This window comes from Telluria sp. RB2R28, assembly GCF_059685835.1.
Map to the genome: position 1 here is coordinate 1,099,399 of NZ_JCASIK010000001.1, position 12,706 is coordinate 1,112,104.

The 12,706-nt window shown below is 63.8% G+C and carries 15 protein-coding genes; 11 read left to right on the forward strand and 4 right to left on the reverse strand.

Annotated elements, in window-relative coordinates; translation table 11 throughout:
* Positions 1–51: 51 nt before the first annotated feature.
* Entirely contained in the window at positions 52–1,755 is a 1,704-nt protein-coding gene (locus tag AC56LV_RS04915; protein ID WP_499556292.1) for an MFS transporter, read from the reverse strand.
* 223 nt (positions 1,756–1,978) lie between these two features.
* On the opposite strand from AC56LV_RS04915, the gene AC56LV_RS04920 reads away from it, so the two are divergent.
* The 3 genes from AC56LV_RS04920 to AC56LV_RS04930 are packed head-to-tail and all read left to right on the forward strand — an operon-like array spanning position 1,979 to position 4,021.
* Positions 1,979–2,281: a Dabb family protein gene (locus AC56LV_RS04920; RefSeq protein ID WP_499556293.1), complete on the forward strand. Its 303-nt coding sequence runs from the start codon at positions 1,979–1,981 to the stop codon at positions 2,279–2,281.
* Positions 2,282–2,306: 25 nt separating this feature from the next.
* Positions 2,307–3,089, forward strand: a complete 783-nt coding sequence (locus AC56LV_RS04925) for an SDR family oxidoreductase (RefSeq protein ID WP_499556294.1) — start codon at positions 2,307–2,309, stop codon at positions 3,087–3,089.
* A gap of 23 nt (positions 3,090–3,112) precedes the next feature.
* A complete protein-coding gene (locus AC56LV_RS04930; RefSeq protein WP_499556295.1) occupies positions 3,113–4,021 on the forward strand; it encodes an SDR family oxidoreductase in 909 nt (302 codons plus the stop codon).
* A 20-nt stretch (positions 4,022–4,041) separates the two neighbouring features.
* Here the strand turns inward: AC56LV_RS04930 and AC56LV_RS04935 are convergent, their stop codons facing one another.
* The 3 genes from AC56LV_RS04935 to ygfZ are packed head-to-tail and all read right to left on the reverse strand — an operon-like array spanning position 4,042 to position 6,106.
* Positions 4,042–4,803, reverse strand: a complete 762-nt coding sequence (locus AC56LV_RS04935) for an NRDE family protein (RefSeq protein ID WP_499556296.1) — start codon at positions 4,801–4,803, stop codon at positions 4,042–4,044.
* Positions 4,794–5,099, reverse strand: coding sequence for a DUF4936 family protein (locus AC56LV_RS04940; RefSeq protein WP_499556297.1), 306 nt, complete (start codon positions 5,097–5,099; stop codon positions 4,794–4,796). The genes AC56LV_RS04935 and AC56LV_RS04940 overlap by 10 nt, the downstream gene beginning before the upstream one ends.
* Before the next feature lie 2 nt (positions 5,100–5,101).
* Positions 5,102–6,106, reverse strand: a complete 1,005-nt coding sequence (gene ygfZ / locus AC56LV_RS04945) for a CAF17-like 4Fe-4S cluster assembly/insertion protein YgfZ (RefSeq protein WP_499556298.1) — start codon at positions 6,104–6,106, stop codon at positions 5,102–5,104.
* Between the two features lie 175 nt (positions 6,107–6,281).
* Here ygfZ and mltG point away from each other — a divergent pair, with 175 nt between their 5' ends.
* The 8 genes from mltG to AC56LV_RS04985 all read left to right on the forward strand — a co-directional run bounded on the left by mltG (position 6,282) and on the right by AC56LV_RS04985 (position 12,420).
* Complete coding sequence (mltG, locus tag AC56LV_RS04950; RefSeq protein WP_499556299.1) at positions 6,282–7,283, forward strand: endolytic transglycosylase MltG; 1,002 nt, start codon at positions 6,282–6,284, stop codon at positions 7,281–7,283.
* A complete protein-coding gene (tmk, locus tag AC56LV_RS04955) occupies positions 7,280–7,906 on the forward strand; it encodes a dTMP kinase (protein ID WP_499556300.1) in 627 nt (208 codons plus the stop codon). The genes mltG and tmk overlap by 4 nt, the downstream gene beginning before the upstream one ends.
* 2 nt (positions 7,907–7,908) lie before the next feature.
* Complete coding sequence (locus tag AC56LV_RS04960) at positions 7,909–8,925, forward strand: DNA polymerase III subunit delta' (RefSeq protein WP_499556781.1); 1,017 nt, start codon at positions 7,909–7,911, stop codon at positions 8,923–8,925.
* Positions 8,926–8,935: 10 nt separating this feature from the next.
* A complete protein-coding gene (locus tag AC56LV_RS04965) occupies positions 8,936–9,313 on the forward strand; it encodes a PilZ domain-containing protein (RefSeq protein WP_499556301.1) in 378 nt (125 codons plus the stop codon).
* 35 nt (positions 9,314–9,348) lie between these two features.
* Positions 9,349–9,867 (forward strand): GNAT family N-acetyltransferase, encoded by a 519-nt coding sequence (locus tag AC56LV_RS04970; protein WP_499556302.1) that lies wholly within the window; start codon positions 9,349–9,351, stop codon positions 9,865–9,867.
* Positions 9,868–9,920: 53 nt separating this feature from the next.
* Positions 9,921–10,703: a TatD family hydrolase gene (locus AC56LV_RS04975; protein ID WP_499556303.1), complete on the forward strand. Its 783-nt coding sequence runs from the start codon at positions 9,921–9,923 to the stop codon at positions 10,701–10,703.
* Between the two features lie 3 nt (positions 10,704–10,706).
* Positions 10,707–11,381 carry an ankyrin repeat domain-containing protein gene (locus tag AC56LV_RS04980; RefSeq protein WP_499556304.1) on the forward strand — a complete coding sequence of 225 codons (675 nt, stop codon included), beginning with the start codon at positions 10,707–10,709 and terminating at the stop codon, positions 11,379–11,381.
* Positions 11,382–11,505: 124 nt separating this feature from the next.
* Positions 11,506–12,420 (forward strand): class I SAM-dependent methyltransferase, encoded by a 915-nt coding sequence (locus AC56LV_RS04985; protein WP_499556305.1) that lies wholly within the window; start codon positions 11,506–11,508, stop codon positions 12,418–12,420.
* Positions 12,421–12,706: the final 286 nt, after the last annotated feature.

The following is a 12,706-nucleotide window of genomic DNA, read 5'->3' on the forward strand; positions in this document are numbered from 1 at the left end:
TTGATGCGTGGACGGCGCCGCCTTCCACGCATCGAGCACACAACAAAATTACTAGTCGTTCGCGTAAATATTGTTGTCCTTGGTCTCCCGCACGAACAGCGCACCGATCACGAACGTGGTCATGGCGATGATGATCGGGTACCACAGGCCGTAATAGATATCACCCTTGAACGCCACCAGCGCAAAGGCGGTCGTCGGCAACAGCCCGCCGAACCAGCCATTGCCGATGTGATACGGCAGCGACATTGACGTGTAGCGGATCCGGGTCGGGAACATCTCGACCAGCATCGCCGCGATCGGGCCATACACCATCGTCACGTACAGCACGAGGATGAACAGCAGCACGACCAGCATCGGCTTGTTGATCGCGGCCGGATCGGCTTTCTCCGGATAACCCGCGCTGGCCAGTGCCCCGTTGACCTCTTTCTTGAGCGCCGCTTCGCTGGCCTTCGAGGCATCGTCGAAGTTCAGGTTATCCGGCGTCATGACGGCGTTGAACGACTTGAACTCGGTCGTGCCGACCTTGATCGTGGCGACGGTGCCGGCTGGCGCGTCGATCCGGTTGTAGCTGACCGAGGCGGCCGTCAGCATGCGCGTGGCGATGTCGCACGATGACGGGAACTTGCGGGTGCCCGTTGCGTCGATCTGGAAGCTGCAGGTGGCCGGGTCGGCCACGACGAACACGGGCGCGGTGCGCAGCGCCGTTTCCAGTGCCGGATTGCCGTAGTGCGTGATGGCCTTGAAGATCGGGAAGTAGGTCGCCGCTGCAATCGCGCAGCCGCCCAGGATGATCCACTTGCGGCCGATCTTGTCCGACAGCGCGCCAAAGATGATGAAGAACGGCGTGGCCAGCAGCAGGGCGATCGCGATCAGGATGTTGGCCGTCGGGTCGGCAATCTTGAGCGTCTTGGTCAGGAAGAACAGCGCGTAGAACTGGCCCGTGTACCAGACCACGGCCTGGCCCATCGTCAGACCGACCAGCGCCAGCAGGGCGATCTTGGCGTTCTTCGGTTTCAGGAACGCTTCCGACAGCGGCGCCTTCGACGTCTTGCCTTCCGCCTTCATCTTGGCAAACGCCGGCGACTCGTTCATCGACAGCCGGATCCAGACCGAAATCCCCAGCAGCACGACCGAGATCAGGAACGGAATGCGCCAGCCCCAGGCCTGGAATTCTTCTTCACCGATCAGCGTGCGGGTACCGAGGATGACCAGCAGCGACAGGAACAGGCCGATCGTCGCAGTGGTCTGGATGAACGCCGTGAACAGGCCGCGCTTGCCGTGCGGCGCATGCTCGGCCACGTAGGTCGCCGCGCCGCCGTACTCGCCGCCCAGCGCCAGGCCCTGCAGGATGCGCAGCGTGACGAGGATGATCGGTGCGGCGATGCCGATCTGCGCGTAACTGGGCAGGATGCCGACGAGGAAGGTCGATGCGCCCATCAGCAGGATCGTGATCAGGAACGTGTACTTGCGGCCGATCATGTCGCCCAGGCGGCCGAACACGAGTGCACCGAACGGCCGCACGATGAAGCCGGCGGCAAAGGCCAGCAGCGCAAAGATGAAGGTGGTGTTGGGGTCGCCAATGAAGAACTGCTTGGCGATGATCGTGGCGAGCGAGCCGTACAGGTAAAAATCGTACCATTCGAACACGGTGCCGAGCGAGGAAGCAGCAATGACCTTGCGCTCTTCCTTGGTCAGGCCGGCGGTGGTGGTGGTGGGTGGTACGGCGCCGACAGTGTTGCCGGGTGTGATGGCCATGGGTGGTCTCCGTTCATTGTTTTGTGTTTAAGCGGAAATGCTGATTGTTGGTCAGCCAACCCAATGTGCGCCTCGAACCTTACGCGAATCTTGCAAAATGGGTGGCCAGGAACACCGTCTGTAAATATGTTTTTCGTATGGTTTTGGCGAACGGTCGTGCGCTCGCTATACTGGTTGCGAGGGGCACGCGACGCTGCCCAAAACGCCTACAACAGGAGCGCGAATGATCAAGCACATCGTCATGTGGAAGCTGAAGGAAGAAGCCGAAGGCGCAGACCGCGCGACCAATGCACGCGAAATGAAACGCCGGCTCGACGAATGCGCCGCGATCGTCCCCGGCATCATCACGTTCGAAGTCACGCTGGCGCAGCCCGACCTCGAAGCGACCTACGATATCGTGCTGTATTCCGAATTCGCCGACCGCGCTGCGCTGGCGGCGTATATCGCGCACCCGGTGCACCAGGCCGTGGTGCCCTTCATCGGCGCGATCCGCGAAGCTCGCCAGTGCATGGATTACGAAGTCTGACCACGCCGTTCTGACCGGAGGCCGTATGCGAACCACGCAGGAACTGTTTTCACTGAAGGGCAAGACCGCCATTGTCACCGGCGGCTCGCGCGGCCTCGGCCTGCAGATGGCGCAGGCGCTGGGCGAGCAGGGCGCACGCCTGATCCTCACCTCGCGCAAGCAGGAAGAACTCGACGCCGCCGTCGCCTGGCTGCACGGCCTGGGGATCGAGGCGAGCTGCTTTGCCGGCGACCTGTCCGACCCGGCTCACGCGACAAGCCTGGTCGAGACGGCGCTCGCACGCCTGGGCCACGTCGATATCCTGATCAACAATGCCGGCGCTACCTGGGGCGCGCCGGCAGAGGATTATCCGCTCGAAGCGTGGGACAAGGTCATGAATCTGAACGTGCGCTCGGTATTTCTCGTTTCGCAGGCGGTCGGCAAGCTGTCGATGATCCCGCGCCGCTACGGGCGCATCGTCAATATTGCGTCGATTGCCGGCCTGTCGGGCAATCCGCCAGACGCGATGCAGACCATTGCCTACAACACGTCCAAGGGTGCGGTCATCAACTTCACGCGCACGCTGGCCGGCGAATGGGGCCGCCATGGCATCACGGTCAATGCGATCGCGCCGGGCTTCTTCCCATCGAAGATGACGAAAGGCGTGCTGGCCGCTTATGGCGCCGAAGGCCTGGCAGCTGCAGCGCCGCTGGGACGGCTGGGCGACGACGAAGACCTGAAAGGTGCGGTGGTGCTGTTCGCTTCCGACGCCGGCAAGCACATCACGGGACAAATACTGGCGGTCGATGGCGGCGTCACCGCTGTCTGACCGCACGGTCAAAGGACAAGACGATGGATGATTTCAAAGGCAAGGTCGCGGTCATCACGGGCGCGGCCAGTGGCATGGGCCGCGAGTTTGCCGCCATGGCCGCCAGCCTGGGCATGAAGCTGGTGCTGGGCGACGTGCAGCGCAAGCCACTCGAGAAAGCTGCCGAGGAATTGATGGACGGCGGCGCCCAAGTCATTGCGATGGTGTGCGATGTGCGCAAGAGCGCGCACGTGCAGGAGCTGGCCGATTCGGCGATGGCGCGCTTTGGCGCGGTGCACCTGGTGTTCAACAATGCGGGCGTTGGCGCTGGTGGCCTGATCTGGGAAAATTCGAAGGAAGACTGGGAGTGGGTGCTGGGCGTCAACCTGTACGGCGTCGTCAACGGCGTGCGCGCGTTCATCCCCGTGATGCTCGAATGTGCGGCGAAGGATCCCGCGTACCGGGGCTATGTCGTCAACACGGCGTCGATGGCGGGCTTGATCAATTCACCGGCGCTGGGCCTGTACAACGTGTCCAAGCATGCGGTGGTGGCGTTGACCGAAACGCTGTATCACGACCTCAAGCTCGTTGATGCGCCGATCGGCACGTCAGTGCTGTGCCCGTACTTCATCCCGACGCAGATCGCCCAGTCGCACCGGCACCGGCCGGACGAACTGCGCACCGACGAGATCATGACGGCCAGCCAGATGGCGGCGCAGGCGTTGACCGAAAAAGCTGTGGGGTCGGGCAAGGTGTCCGCGGCGCAGGTTGCGCAACTGACGTTCGATGCTATCCGCGCCGAGCGCTTTTATGTGTTCTCGCATCCGCAGGCGCTGGGCACCGTCGCCGAGCATGCGGATGCGCTGGTGCATGGCCGGCAGCCGCCCGATCCATATGCGGCCACGCCGCATCTACGGGATATCCTGAAAACCGGACTCAAGGGACGGCGCTGAGCGGCCGCCCCTCTACCGCATCAAGCTGCGGCTTGCTCGCCCGGCACCACGACGCGCTCGTGCAGGTCGGGCGCGCCGTTCAGGTACAGCTTGACCACCGTCGACGTGCGCGTGCCGTATTCCTCGGACTCGATGCAGACCGACGACAGCATCCGCTCCATTTCGAGCGGCACACCCGTTTCCGGCAGGCGCAGATCGGGTGCGCGCGTCGTGTCGGCCAGCATTTCAAAGTACGCGTCTTCCGGCGCGCCCTGGCACAAGAGGCTCGCGAACTGCGCTTTCGTGCGCAGCACCTTTGGCCACGGCGCGTCGAGCAGACCGTTCGAGATGCCGTAGATCCGGCCGCGCTCGAGCGGCTGGCCGTTACGTGGATCATGCTGGCCGCGGTTCGAGTACCAGTACAGGCTCTCGGCATCGCCCAGTACCAGGTTGTAGCCGTTGTAGTGGTCCGGCTGCGCCGCGAGCTGCGCGACGTAGGCGCCCGCATCGAGGTCACCGGCCAGGTAGTCGGCCACCAGCGCGCCGCGTGTCGGCGCGTCGGGCTGACGTTCGCCCGGGCTGCGGATATTGGTCAACGCGGCAAAGCGCGGGCCGTTGGCGCCCGTGAGTGACACGCCCATCCAGCTGCCGCCGCCTTGCAGGTCGCGTCCGGCGATCACGTGCGGATGCTCGGGCCAGGGTGCTGCGGGCAGGGCCGGGCGGTCATAGAATTCATCGCGGTTGGCGGCGGCGATGACGGGCACGCCAGGGACGACGTGCCATGCAAAGACGATCAGGCACATGGCGGCAACTCCGTAAAGACTTCGACACGGCGCGGGCCGGCCAGCAGGGATTCGAATCCGGCTTCGTCGACGGCGCGCGCGAGCGCGGCGTCAAAGCCAAAGGGGACGGACGGGTAGACTTCCATCCAGGTTTGCAGGCCATCGTGATTGCCTGGCCGGCGCTTGAGCTGTACGCTCACGCCTTCGCTGGCGACGAGGGCCGCCTGCATCGCGCGCACCAGCGGGGCCAGTTGCGCGGTGTCGGCGTCGCGCACCTTGTAATACACGTACAGGTCGGAGACGGACAGGTCGGCCATCGTCAGTCGTCGATCGCGTCGAGGCTGTACGGCATCGGCAAAAAGCTCACGCGTGCGCCGGTGGCCGAACCCAGGCGCACTTCTTCCGTCAGCTGCGCCAGCTTGATTTCGACCAGCGCGTCGACGCCGCCCATGCCGTTGGGCGCGACGTTGACAACCATGCCGCATGGCTGGCTCGGATCGAGCAGCGAAAAGACTTCGTCGCCGGCGCGTGCGCCCGCGTCGTCAATACGGGCCAGCGCCGCGCGGCGCTTGATCTTGCCGAGGTACTTGGTGCGCGCGACGATTTCCTGGCCCGGATAGCAGCCTTTCTTGAAATTGACGCCGCCGAGCAGTTCGAGATTGATCATCTGCGGGACGAACTGTTCCTGCGTGGCGGGGCCGACCTGCGGCTCGGCCGCGTGGATCGTCGCCAGTTGCCAGGCCTGGTCGCCGCCGACGGCGAGCTGCGTGCCCAGCGCTGACAGCGCAGCGCTGGCCGTCTCGGCCGACGTGAGCCACAAGTAGCGCGGCGCGCCGAACGCATCGTTCAGGCGCAGCACGGTGCCGAACGCGCCATCGGTCTTGGTCATCGGCGTGGCCGGCAGCGTCGGCACGATCTGGCCGAGCGCCGCTTGTGCGCGCGCGCCGCCCAGGCCGAGCACCGTGGCGAACGGCGCCGCATCGGTTGCATCGACGAGTTTGGCCTTGGAACGCATGACGAACATCGACAGCCGTTTCTGCAGCGGCGCCTGGATGGCGCGCGGCAGTTGCAGGTAGACGGCATCATTGTTGCGCCACATCAGGAAGCTCGCCTGCAGGCGGCCCTTCGGCGTGCAAAAGCCCGCGAAGCGCACGTCCGTCGCCGTCAGGTGCTCGACGTCGTTGGTCAGTTGCGTGTGCAGGAATTTCGCAGCGTCGTCACCATTCACGGCGATCAGGCCCTGGTCGCGTACCGTCGCGATGAAGCCGGCGGCGACATTGTCGAGCGTGAGCTGCGGGCCCGTGTCTGCAACCTCTGTATGCATGCCAGGTTGGTCATGGTCAGGTGCTGGCGAAGGCGTGTTCTGGATGTCTGTCTGGGTCGTCATCAAAATCCGCTTATATTTAGGCAATTAGGCTTTATCATTACGGCCTCATTATAGAGTTGTGTGGAAAATCGCGCCGGGCGCGGTCCATTTCGCACGTTGACCGCGCAAAGACATGGCACTGATAAAAAAATTACTCGTTACCGGCGTCATCGTTTCCGTCGCCGCCGCCAGCGGCTTTGCCTGGTGGACCAAGCAGGTCTTGCCCGTCCCCGGCGCGCCGATTGAATTTTCGATCAATCCCGGCAGTGGTGTGGCTGCCAGCGCGCAGCAGATGGCCGCCGCCGGCGTGCCCGTCAACCCGACGCTGTTCGTGCTGCTGGCGCGCCTGACGGGTGATGCGGGCCGCATCAAGGCCGGCAGTTATGAACTCAAGCCGAACACGTCGCCGCGCCGCCTGCTGACGCAACTGGTGCGCGGCGAGTTCGCGCAAGAAGCCGTGACGATCATCGAAGGCTGGAGCTTCAAGCAGATGCGCCAGGCGATCAGCAGCCACACGCGCCTGAAGCACGATACGGTCAAGCTGACCGACGCCGAACTGATGGCGAAGATCTCGACCGAGTACAAGGATCCGGAAGGCCTGTTCTTCCCCGATACCTATCTGTTCGCGAAGGGCTCGTCCGAGATCGAGATCTACCGCCGCGCGCACCAGGCCATGCTGGCTCACCTGAACGAAGCCTGGGAAAAGCGCAACAAGGAACTGCCGTACAAGACGCCGTACGAGGCGCTGATCATGGCCTCGATCGTCGAGAAGGAAACGGGGCAGAAGAGCGAGCGCACGATGATCGCCGGCGTGTTCGTCAACCGCCTGCGCACCGGCATGCTGCTGCAGACCGATCCGACCGTCATCTATGGCATGGGCGACGCGTTCGTCGGCAAGATCGCCAAGAAGGACCTGTTGACCGACACGCCGTACAATACCTATACGCGCGGCGGCTTGCCGCCCACGCCGATCTCGCTGCCCGGGCTGCAATCGCTGCAGGCAGCGCTCGCGCCGGCCGACACGCCAGCGCTGTATTTCGTCTCGCGCGGCGACGGCACCAGTCAGTTCTCCAGCAATCTGCCGGACCATAACCGCGCCGTGAATCGCTACCAGCGCGGGATCACCACCCAATGACAGAAAGTTGTTCCATGCAGGGCAAGTTCATCACGTTCGAAGGCATCGACGGCGCCGGAAAATCGACCCATATCGGTTTCGTCACCGATTTTCTTGCGGGCCGCGGCAAGACCGTGGTGGCCTCGCGCGAGCCGGGCGGCACGCCGCTGGGCGAAAAGCTGCGCGACGTGCTGCTGCACGAAACGATGCATCTCGAGACCGAGGCGCTCCTGATGTTCGCCAGCCGCCGCGAGCATATCGCGCAGGTGATCGCGCCGCAGCTGGAGATGGGCCACTGGGTGCTGTCGGACCGGTTTACCGATGCCAGTTTCGCCTACCAGAGCGGTGGTCGGGGCCTGTCGCGCGAGAAGATGGAAGCGCTCGAGGCGTGGGTGCATCCAGCGCTGCAGCCTGACCTGACGCTGCTGTTCGACGTGCCGCTCGAGGTGGCGCGCGAGCGGCTTGCGGCTTCGCGCACGCTCGACAAGTTCGAGCGCGAGCAGGCCGAGTTCTTTGGCCGGTGCCGCGCCGAGTACCTGCGCCGCGCAGCGCAGTTCCCGGGGCGCTTCGTGGTCGTCGATTCGACGCGCAGCATCGAGGCGATCCAGCGCGAACTAGCGGCTGTCCTGGAGCGCCTGCTGTGACGATGTATCCATGGCAGGGCGCAGCCTGGACGCAATTGCAGGCGCTGCGCGCGCGCATGCCGCACGCGATCCTGTTCCACGGCCCGGCCGGCACCGGCAAGGCCGACTTCATCGAAGCGTTTGCCCAGGCGCTGCTGTGCGAGAACGCCCGGCCTGACGGCCAGGCGTGCGGCGTGTGCGCGTCGTGCGGCTGGTTCACCCAGCATAACCATCCCGATTACCGCCGCGTGCGGCCCGAAGCACTCGAGGACGAACCGGGCGCGGGCGACGAAGAAGGCGACGGCGATCGTAAATCGAAATCGACCAAGGCGCCGTCGAAAGAGATCAAGATCGAGCAGATCCGGGCCCTGGCCGATTTCATGAATATCTCGACGCACCGCCAGGGTTTGCGCGTCGTGGTGCTGTATCCGGCCGAGGCACTGAATACGCCGGCGTCGAACGCGCTGCTCAAGACGCTGGAAGAACCGCCACCGGGCACCGTGTTCCTGCTGTCGTCCAATAGCCTGGACCGGCTGCTGCCGACGATCCTGTCACGCTGCCGCAAGTTCGCGCTGCCGATGCCATCGCACGACGATGCGCTGGCGTGGCTCAACGCGCAAAGCGTGCCGGATGCCGACAGCTGGCTGCGCGAGCAGGGCGGGGCGCCACTCGCGGCGCTGGCCGCGTCGGCGCACGGCAGCCGTGAAGAACTCGACGTGCTGCTCGCGTTTCTGGCGCGACCGGCGCCGGATGCGGCGCTGCGGGCGGCCGACAAGCTGGCCAAGGCCGAGCTGCCGGCATTGGTGGCGTGGACCCAGCGCTGGCTGTACGATGTATTCTCGTACAAATTGTCGGGCAAGATCCGTTACTACCCGCGCTATCAGAAAGAGCTGGCGGCGCTGGCCGGCAGGGCGCAGACGAACAACCTGCTGCGCGCGATCAAGGCCATGAACGAACGGCGCGGGGTGGCCGATCATCCGCTGTCGGCAAAATTATTTGTCGAGGACATGCTGCTTGAGTACACTGGCTGCTGTACATGAGAGGACCACGATGAGCGCCAATCTGCCAGATGCCACCGCAGCCCAGGCCCCGCGGCCGTCCGTGCTGTCGCTGGCGATCAAGGAAAAGGCAGCGCTCTATGCAGCCTACATGCCGTTCCTGCGCAATGGCGGCATGTTCGTCCCGACCACCAAGCCGTACCAGATCGGCGACGAGATCTACCTGATTCTGGCGCTGATGGACGACACCAACAAATACCCGATTGCCGGCACCGTCGCCTGGATCACGCCGGCGGGCGCCAACAACAACAAGGCGCAAGGGATCGGCGTGCATTTCCCGGCCGACGAATCGGGCCAGCGCGCCCGCCAGCGCATCGAAGAAATCCTCGGCGCCGCGCTGCGCTCTTCGCGCGCCACCCACACTTTGTAACTAACCAAATTCTGTAACTAACCCATTCCTGCTGCATGCCTTCCTACGTCCATCGCCTGGCACGACGCGACGACCTGCCGGTCATCGTCGATATCTACAATTCCACCATCGCGTCGCGCGACGTAACGGCCGATACCGAACCGGTGTCGGTGCAGTCGCGCGAAGCCTGGTTCAACGAGCACACGCCCGACCGGCGCCCGCTGTGGGTGATCCACGATGCACTCGATACGAGCGAAGCGCCAGCGGTGATCGGCTGGCTGTCGTACTCCAACTTCTATGGCCGGCCGGCGTATTCGGGCACGGCCGAAGTGTCGATCTATATCGCCGAAAGCGCCCGTGGCCGGGGCCTGGGGCGCTATTGCCTGCAGCTGGCGATTGCGTTCGCGCCCGAGGTCAAGGTGCACACGCTGCTGGGCTTCATCTTCGGCCACAATGCGCCGAGCCTGGCGCTGTTTGGTAAATACGGGTTCGAGACCTGGGCCAACTTCCCGCGCGTGGCGAACCTCGATGGGATCGAGCGCGACCTGATCATCCTGGGCAAGCGCGTGGCTTGAGTTGTGACCGTGGCGCCCGTGCTGCGGCAGGGCGCCTCGCGTACAATGGCAGGATGTTTATCGATTCCCACTGCCACATCAATTTTCCGGAACTGGCCGCCCGCATGCCCGAGGTGCTGGCCAAGATGGCCGAGAACCAGGTCACGCATGCCTTGTGCGTGTCGGTCGATCTGCCGGACTTTCCGCACGTGCTCGCGCTGGCCGAGCAGTATCCCCATATCTTCGCATCGGTCGGTGTGCATCCCGACTATGAGGACACCCCTGAGCCGACCGTGCAGCAGCTGGTCGACCTGGCGGACCATCCGAAGATCGTCGCCATCGGCGAGACGGGCCTGGATTACTACCGCCTCAAGGGCGACCTCGACTGGCAGCGCGAGCGCTTTCGCGTGCACATCCGCGCCTCGCGCGAGACCCGCAAGCCGCTGATCATCCATACGCGCGCCGCCAGCGAAGACACGATCCGCCTGATGAAGGAAGAGTGCGCCGGCACCGACGCCGGTGGCGTGGCGGGCGTGATGCATTGCTTTACCGAGTCGCTCGAGGTGGCGCAGGCGGCCATGGAGCAGGGCTTCTATATCTCGTTCTCGGGGATCGTCACGTTCAAGAGCGCCAAGGATTTGCAGGCCGTTGCGCTGGCCGTGCCGCTCGAGCGCATGCTGATCGAGACCGATTCGCCGTATCTGGCGCCGGTGCCGTTCCGTGGCCGCATGAATGAGCCGGGGTATGTGGCGCACGTGGCGGAGTACATCGCCACGCTCAAGGGCGTGTCGCTGCGCGACGTCGCGGCGCAGACGAGCGAGAACTTCTTCAACCTGTTCCAGACAGCCAGGAGCTGACGCATGCAAATCGTTCGTTGGATGGCGCGCCTGGGCGCGGCGGGTGTGCTGGGCGGGCTGGCCGTCGGTGCCGCTGCTTTTGCGGCAGAACCGCCGACTGACAAGCAGGTGTCGTCGTTCTTCCGCGCCGTGCAGATGGACGATGCGAGTACCGTGCGCAAGATGGTCGGGACGGTCGTCAACGCCAACGAACTCAATCCGCTGGGCGGCGAGCCGGCGCTGGTGCTGGCGATCCGCGAAGGCTCGACGGCCGTCGTGCAGGATTTGCTGGCGCATCCGGGCACGGACCTGGAACGCAAGGCGGTCAACGGCAACACGGCACTGATGATGGCGGCGTTCAAGCGCGATGGCGACACCGTGCGCGCGCTGCTGGACAAGGGTGCAAAGGTCAACCAGCCCGGCTGGACGGCGCTGCATTACGCGGCTGCCAGCGGCGACGCCGCGATCGCGCAACGGCTGATCGAGCGTGGCGCGAAGCTCGATGCACTGTCGCCACGACCGTCCGGCGCCATGACGCCATTGATGATGGCGGCGCGCGAGGGGCAGGATGGGATCGTGCGCCTGCTGCTGAGTAAAGGCGCGAATGCGGGCCTGAAGAACACCGAAGGTTTCACCGCCGCCCAGCTGGCAAAGCAGGCCGGGCACGACAAGGTGGCCGGGCTGCTGTCCGGCCGCTGATGGCCGGCGAACTTCGTGTGGATTGAATTGGGCGTTATTTGCCCCTCACCTCGACAGATTGCGCGCAGGAAATAGTATCCATAATAGTCCTACGGTCCCACTACACAGGACGACGAGGATAATCATGCTGAACGAACGCGAAATCGAAAGCTGCTACCTGGGGCAGTTCATTCCAGTCCACTACCATCACAATATGCTGATGGACCAGAACCGGATGCACAGCTTCAAGTCCGCCATCCACTACTCGGTCTTCCCCGGCGCCAAGGTGCTGGAACTGGGCGGCGGCACCGGCGTGCTGTCGTTCTTCGCGGCGCAGAAAGCGTCGAAAGTCTATTGCGTCGAATACAACCCGGACATGGTGCGTGAAGCCCGCCGCTTCCTGGCGATGAACCCGAACGGCCATAAGGTCGAAGTCGTCCACGCCGACGCATTCGACTACCTGCCACCGGAGCCGGTCGATGTCGTGATCTGCGAAATGATCCACGTCGGCATGCTGCGTGAAAAACAGGTCGAAGTGATCGAATCGTTCAAGCGCCGCTACCTGGCCAAATTCGGCGGCCCGCTCCCGCTGTTCATGCCGGAAGCCGTGATCATGGCCGTCCAGCCGCTCCAGCAGGAATACGATTTCGACGGCTTCTACGCCCCGATCGTCCAGTTCCAGGAAACCGGCGTCGTCCAACCCGGCACCATCGAGCTGTCGCAGCCCGCCGTCTACAGCATCATCGACTTCGGCCAACCGGTCGACAGCCTGATCGCCTGGGAGGGCTCGGTCCTGATCGAACAATCCGGCACCCTGAACGCCATGCGCTTCGTAACGAAAAACGTGCTGGCCATCGTACAAGAGCAAGCCACGACAATCGACTGGCTGAACCATTACATGACGCTGCCGCTCTACACGCCTATCACCGTCAAACCCGGCGACCTGCTCCGCCTGTCCTTCGCCTACCGCGCCGGCGGCTCCATCCCGTCCCTGCAAGCCTCGATCCAGGCCGACGTCGTCACCCAGTCCATCGCCGAACAAATCCCCGAATACGCCTAACCCCCAAATAGGGTCAGTGTCGAATTGTTTGACAACTTCAGTAAGTCAGTTGCTCAATAATTCGACTCTGACCCCAATTGATGGGTCATTGCTCGATGAACATATAGGGTCAGTGTCGAATTGTTTGACAACTTCAGTAAATCAGTTGCTCAATAATTCGACACTGACCCTAATTGTTTAGATTGAGCCTTATGGCTATTGCCTTGACCGCTTATCGGGGTAGCTGACTGTTCGTGCCGGGGAAATGACCGTGCGTCGGATCGGGATGGCCGTCTGAATGTGCTGG

What these genes read in the sequence shown, in the direction of transcription:
- AC56LV_RS04915 (WP_499556292.1), bottom strand. Translation starts at nt 1,755, where the DNA reads ATGGCCATCACACCCGGCAACACTGTCGGCGCCGTACCACCCACCACC.
- AC56LV_RS04920 (WP_499556293.1), top strand. Translation starts at nt 1,979, where the DNA reads ATGATCAAGCACATCGTCATGTGGAAGCTGAAGGAAGAAGCCGAAGGC.
- AC56LV_RS04925 (WP_499556294.1), top strand. Translation starts at nt 2,307, where the DNA reads ATGCGAACCACGCAGGAACTGTTTTCACTGAAGGGCAAGACCGCCATT.
- AC56LV_RS04930 (WP_499556295.1), top strand. Translation starts at nt 3,113, where the DNA reads ATGGATGATTTCAAAGGCAAGGTCGCGGTCATCACGGGCGCGGCCAGT.
- AC56LV_RS04935 (WP_499556296.1), bottom strand. Translation starts at nt 4,803, where the DNA reads ATGTGCCTGATCGTCTTTGCATGGCACGTCGTCCCTGGCGTGCCCGTC.
- AC56LV_RS04940 (WP_499556297.1), bottom strand. Translation starts at nt 5,099, where the DNA reads ATGGCCGACCTGTCCGTCTCCGACCTGTACGTGTATTACAAGGTGCGC.
- ygfZ (WP_499556298.1), bottom strand. Translation starts at nt 6,106, where the DNA reads ATGCATACAGAGGTTGCAGACACGGGCCCGCAGCTCACGCTCGACAAT.
- mltG (WP_499556299.1), top strand. Translation starts at nt 6,282, where the DNA reads ATGGCACTGATAAAAAAATTACTCGTTACCGGCGTCATCGTTTCCGTC.
- tmk (WP_499556300.1), top strand. Translation starts at nt 7,280, where the DNA reads ATGACAGAAAGTTGTTCCATGCAGGGCAAGTTCATCACGTTCGAAGGC.
- AC56LV_RS04960 (WP_499556781.1), top strand. Translation starts at nt 7,909, where the DNA reads ATGTATCCATGGCAGGGCGCAGCCTGGACGCAATTGCAGGCGCTGCGC.
- AC56LV_RS04965 (WP_499556301.1), top strand. Translation starts at nt 8,936, where the DNA reads ATGAGCGCCAATCTGCCAGATGCCACCGCAGCCCAGGCCCCGCGGCCG.
- AC56LV_RS04970 (WP_499556302.1), top strand. Translation starts at nt 9,349, where the DNA reads ATGCCTTCCTACGTCCATCGCCTGGCACGACGCGACGACCTGCCGGTC.
- AC56LV_RS04975 (WP_499556303.1), top strand. Translation starts at nt 9,921, where the DNA reads ATGTTTATCGATTCCCACTGCCACATCAATTTTCCGGAACTGGCCGCC.
- AC56LV_RS04980 (WP_499556304.1), top strand. Translation starts at nt 10,707, where the DNA reads ATGCAAATCGTTCGTTGGATGGCGCGCCTGGGCGCGGCGGGTGTGCTG.
- AC56LV_RS04985 (WP_499556305.1), top strand. Translation starts at nt 11,506, where the DNA reads ATGCTGAACGAACGCGAAATCGAAAGCTGCTACCTGGGGCAGTTCATT.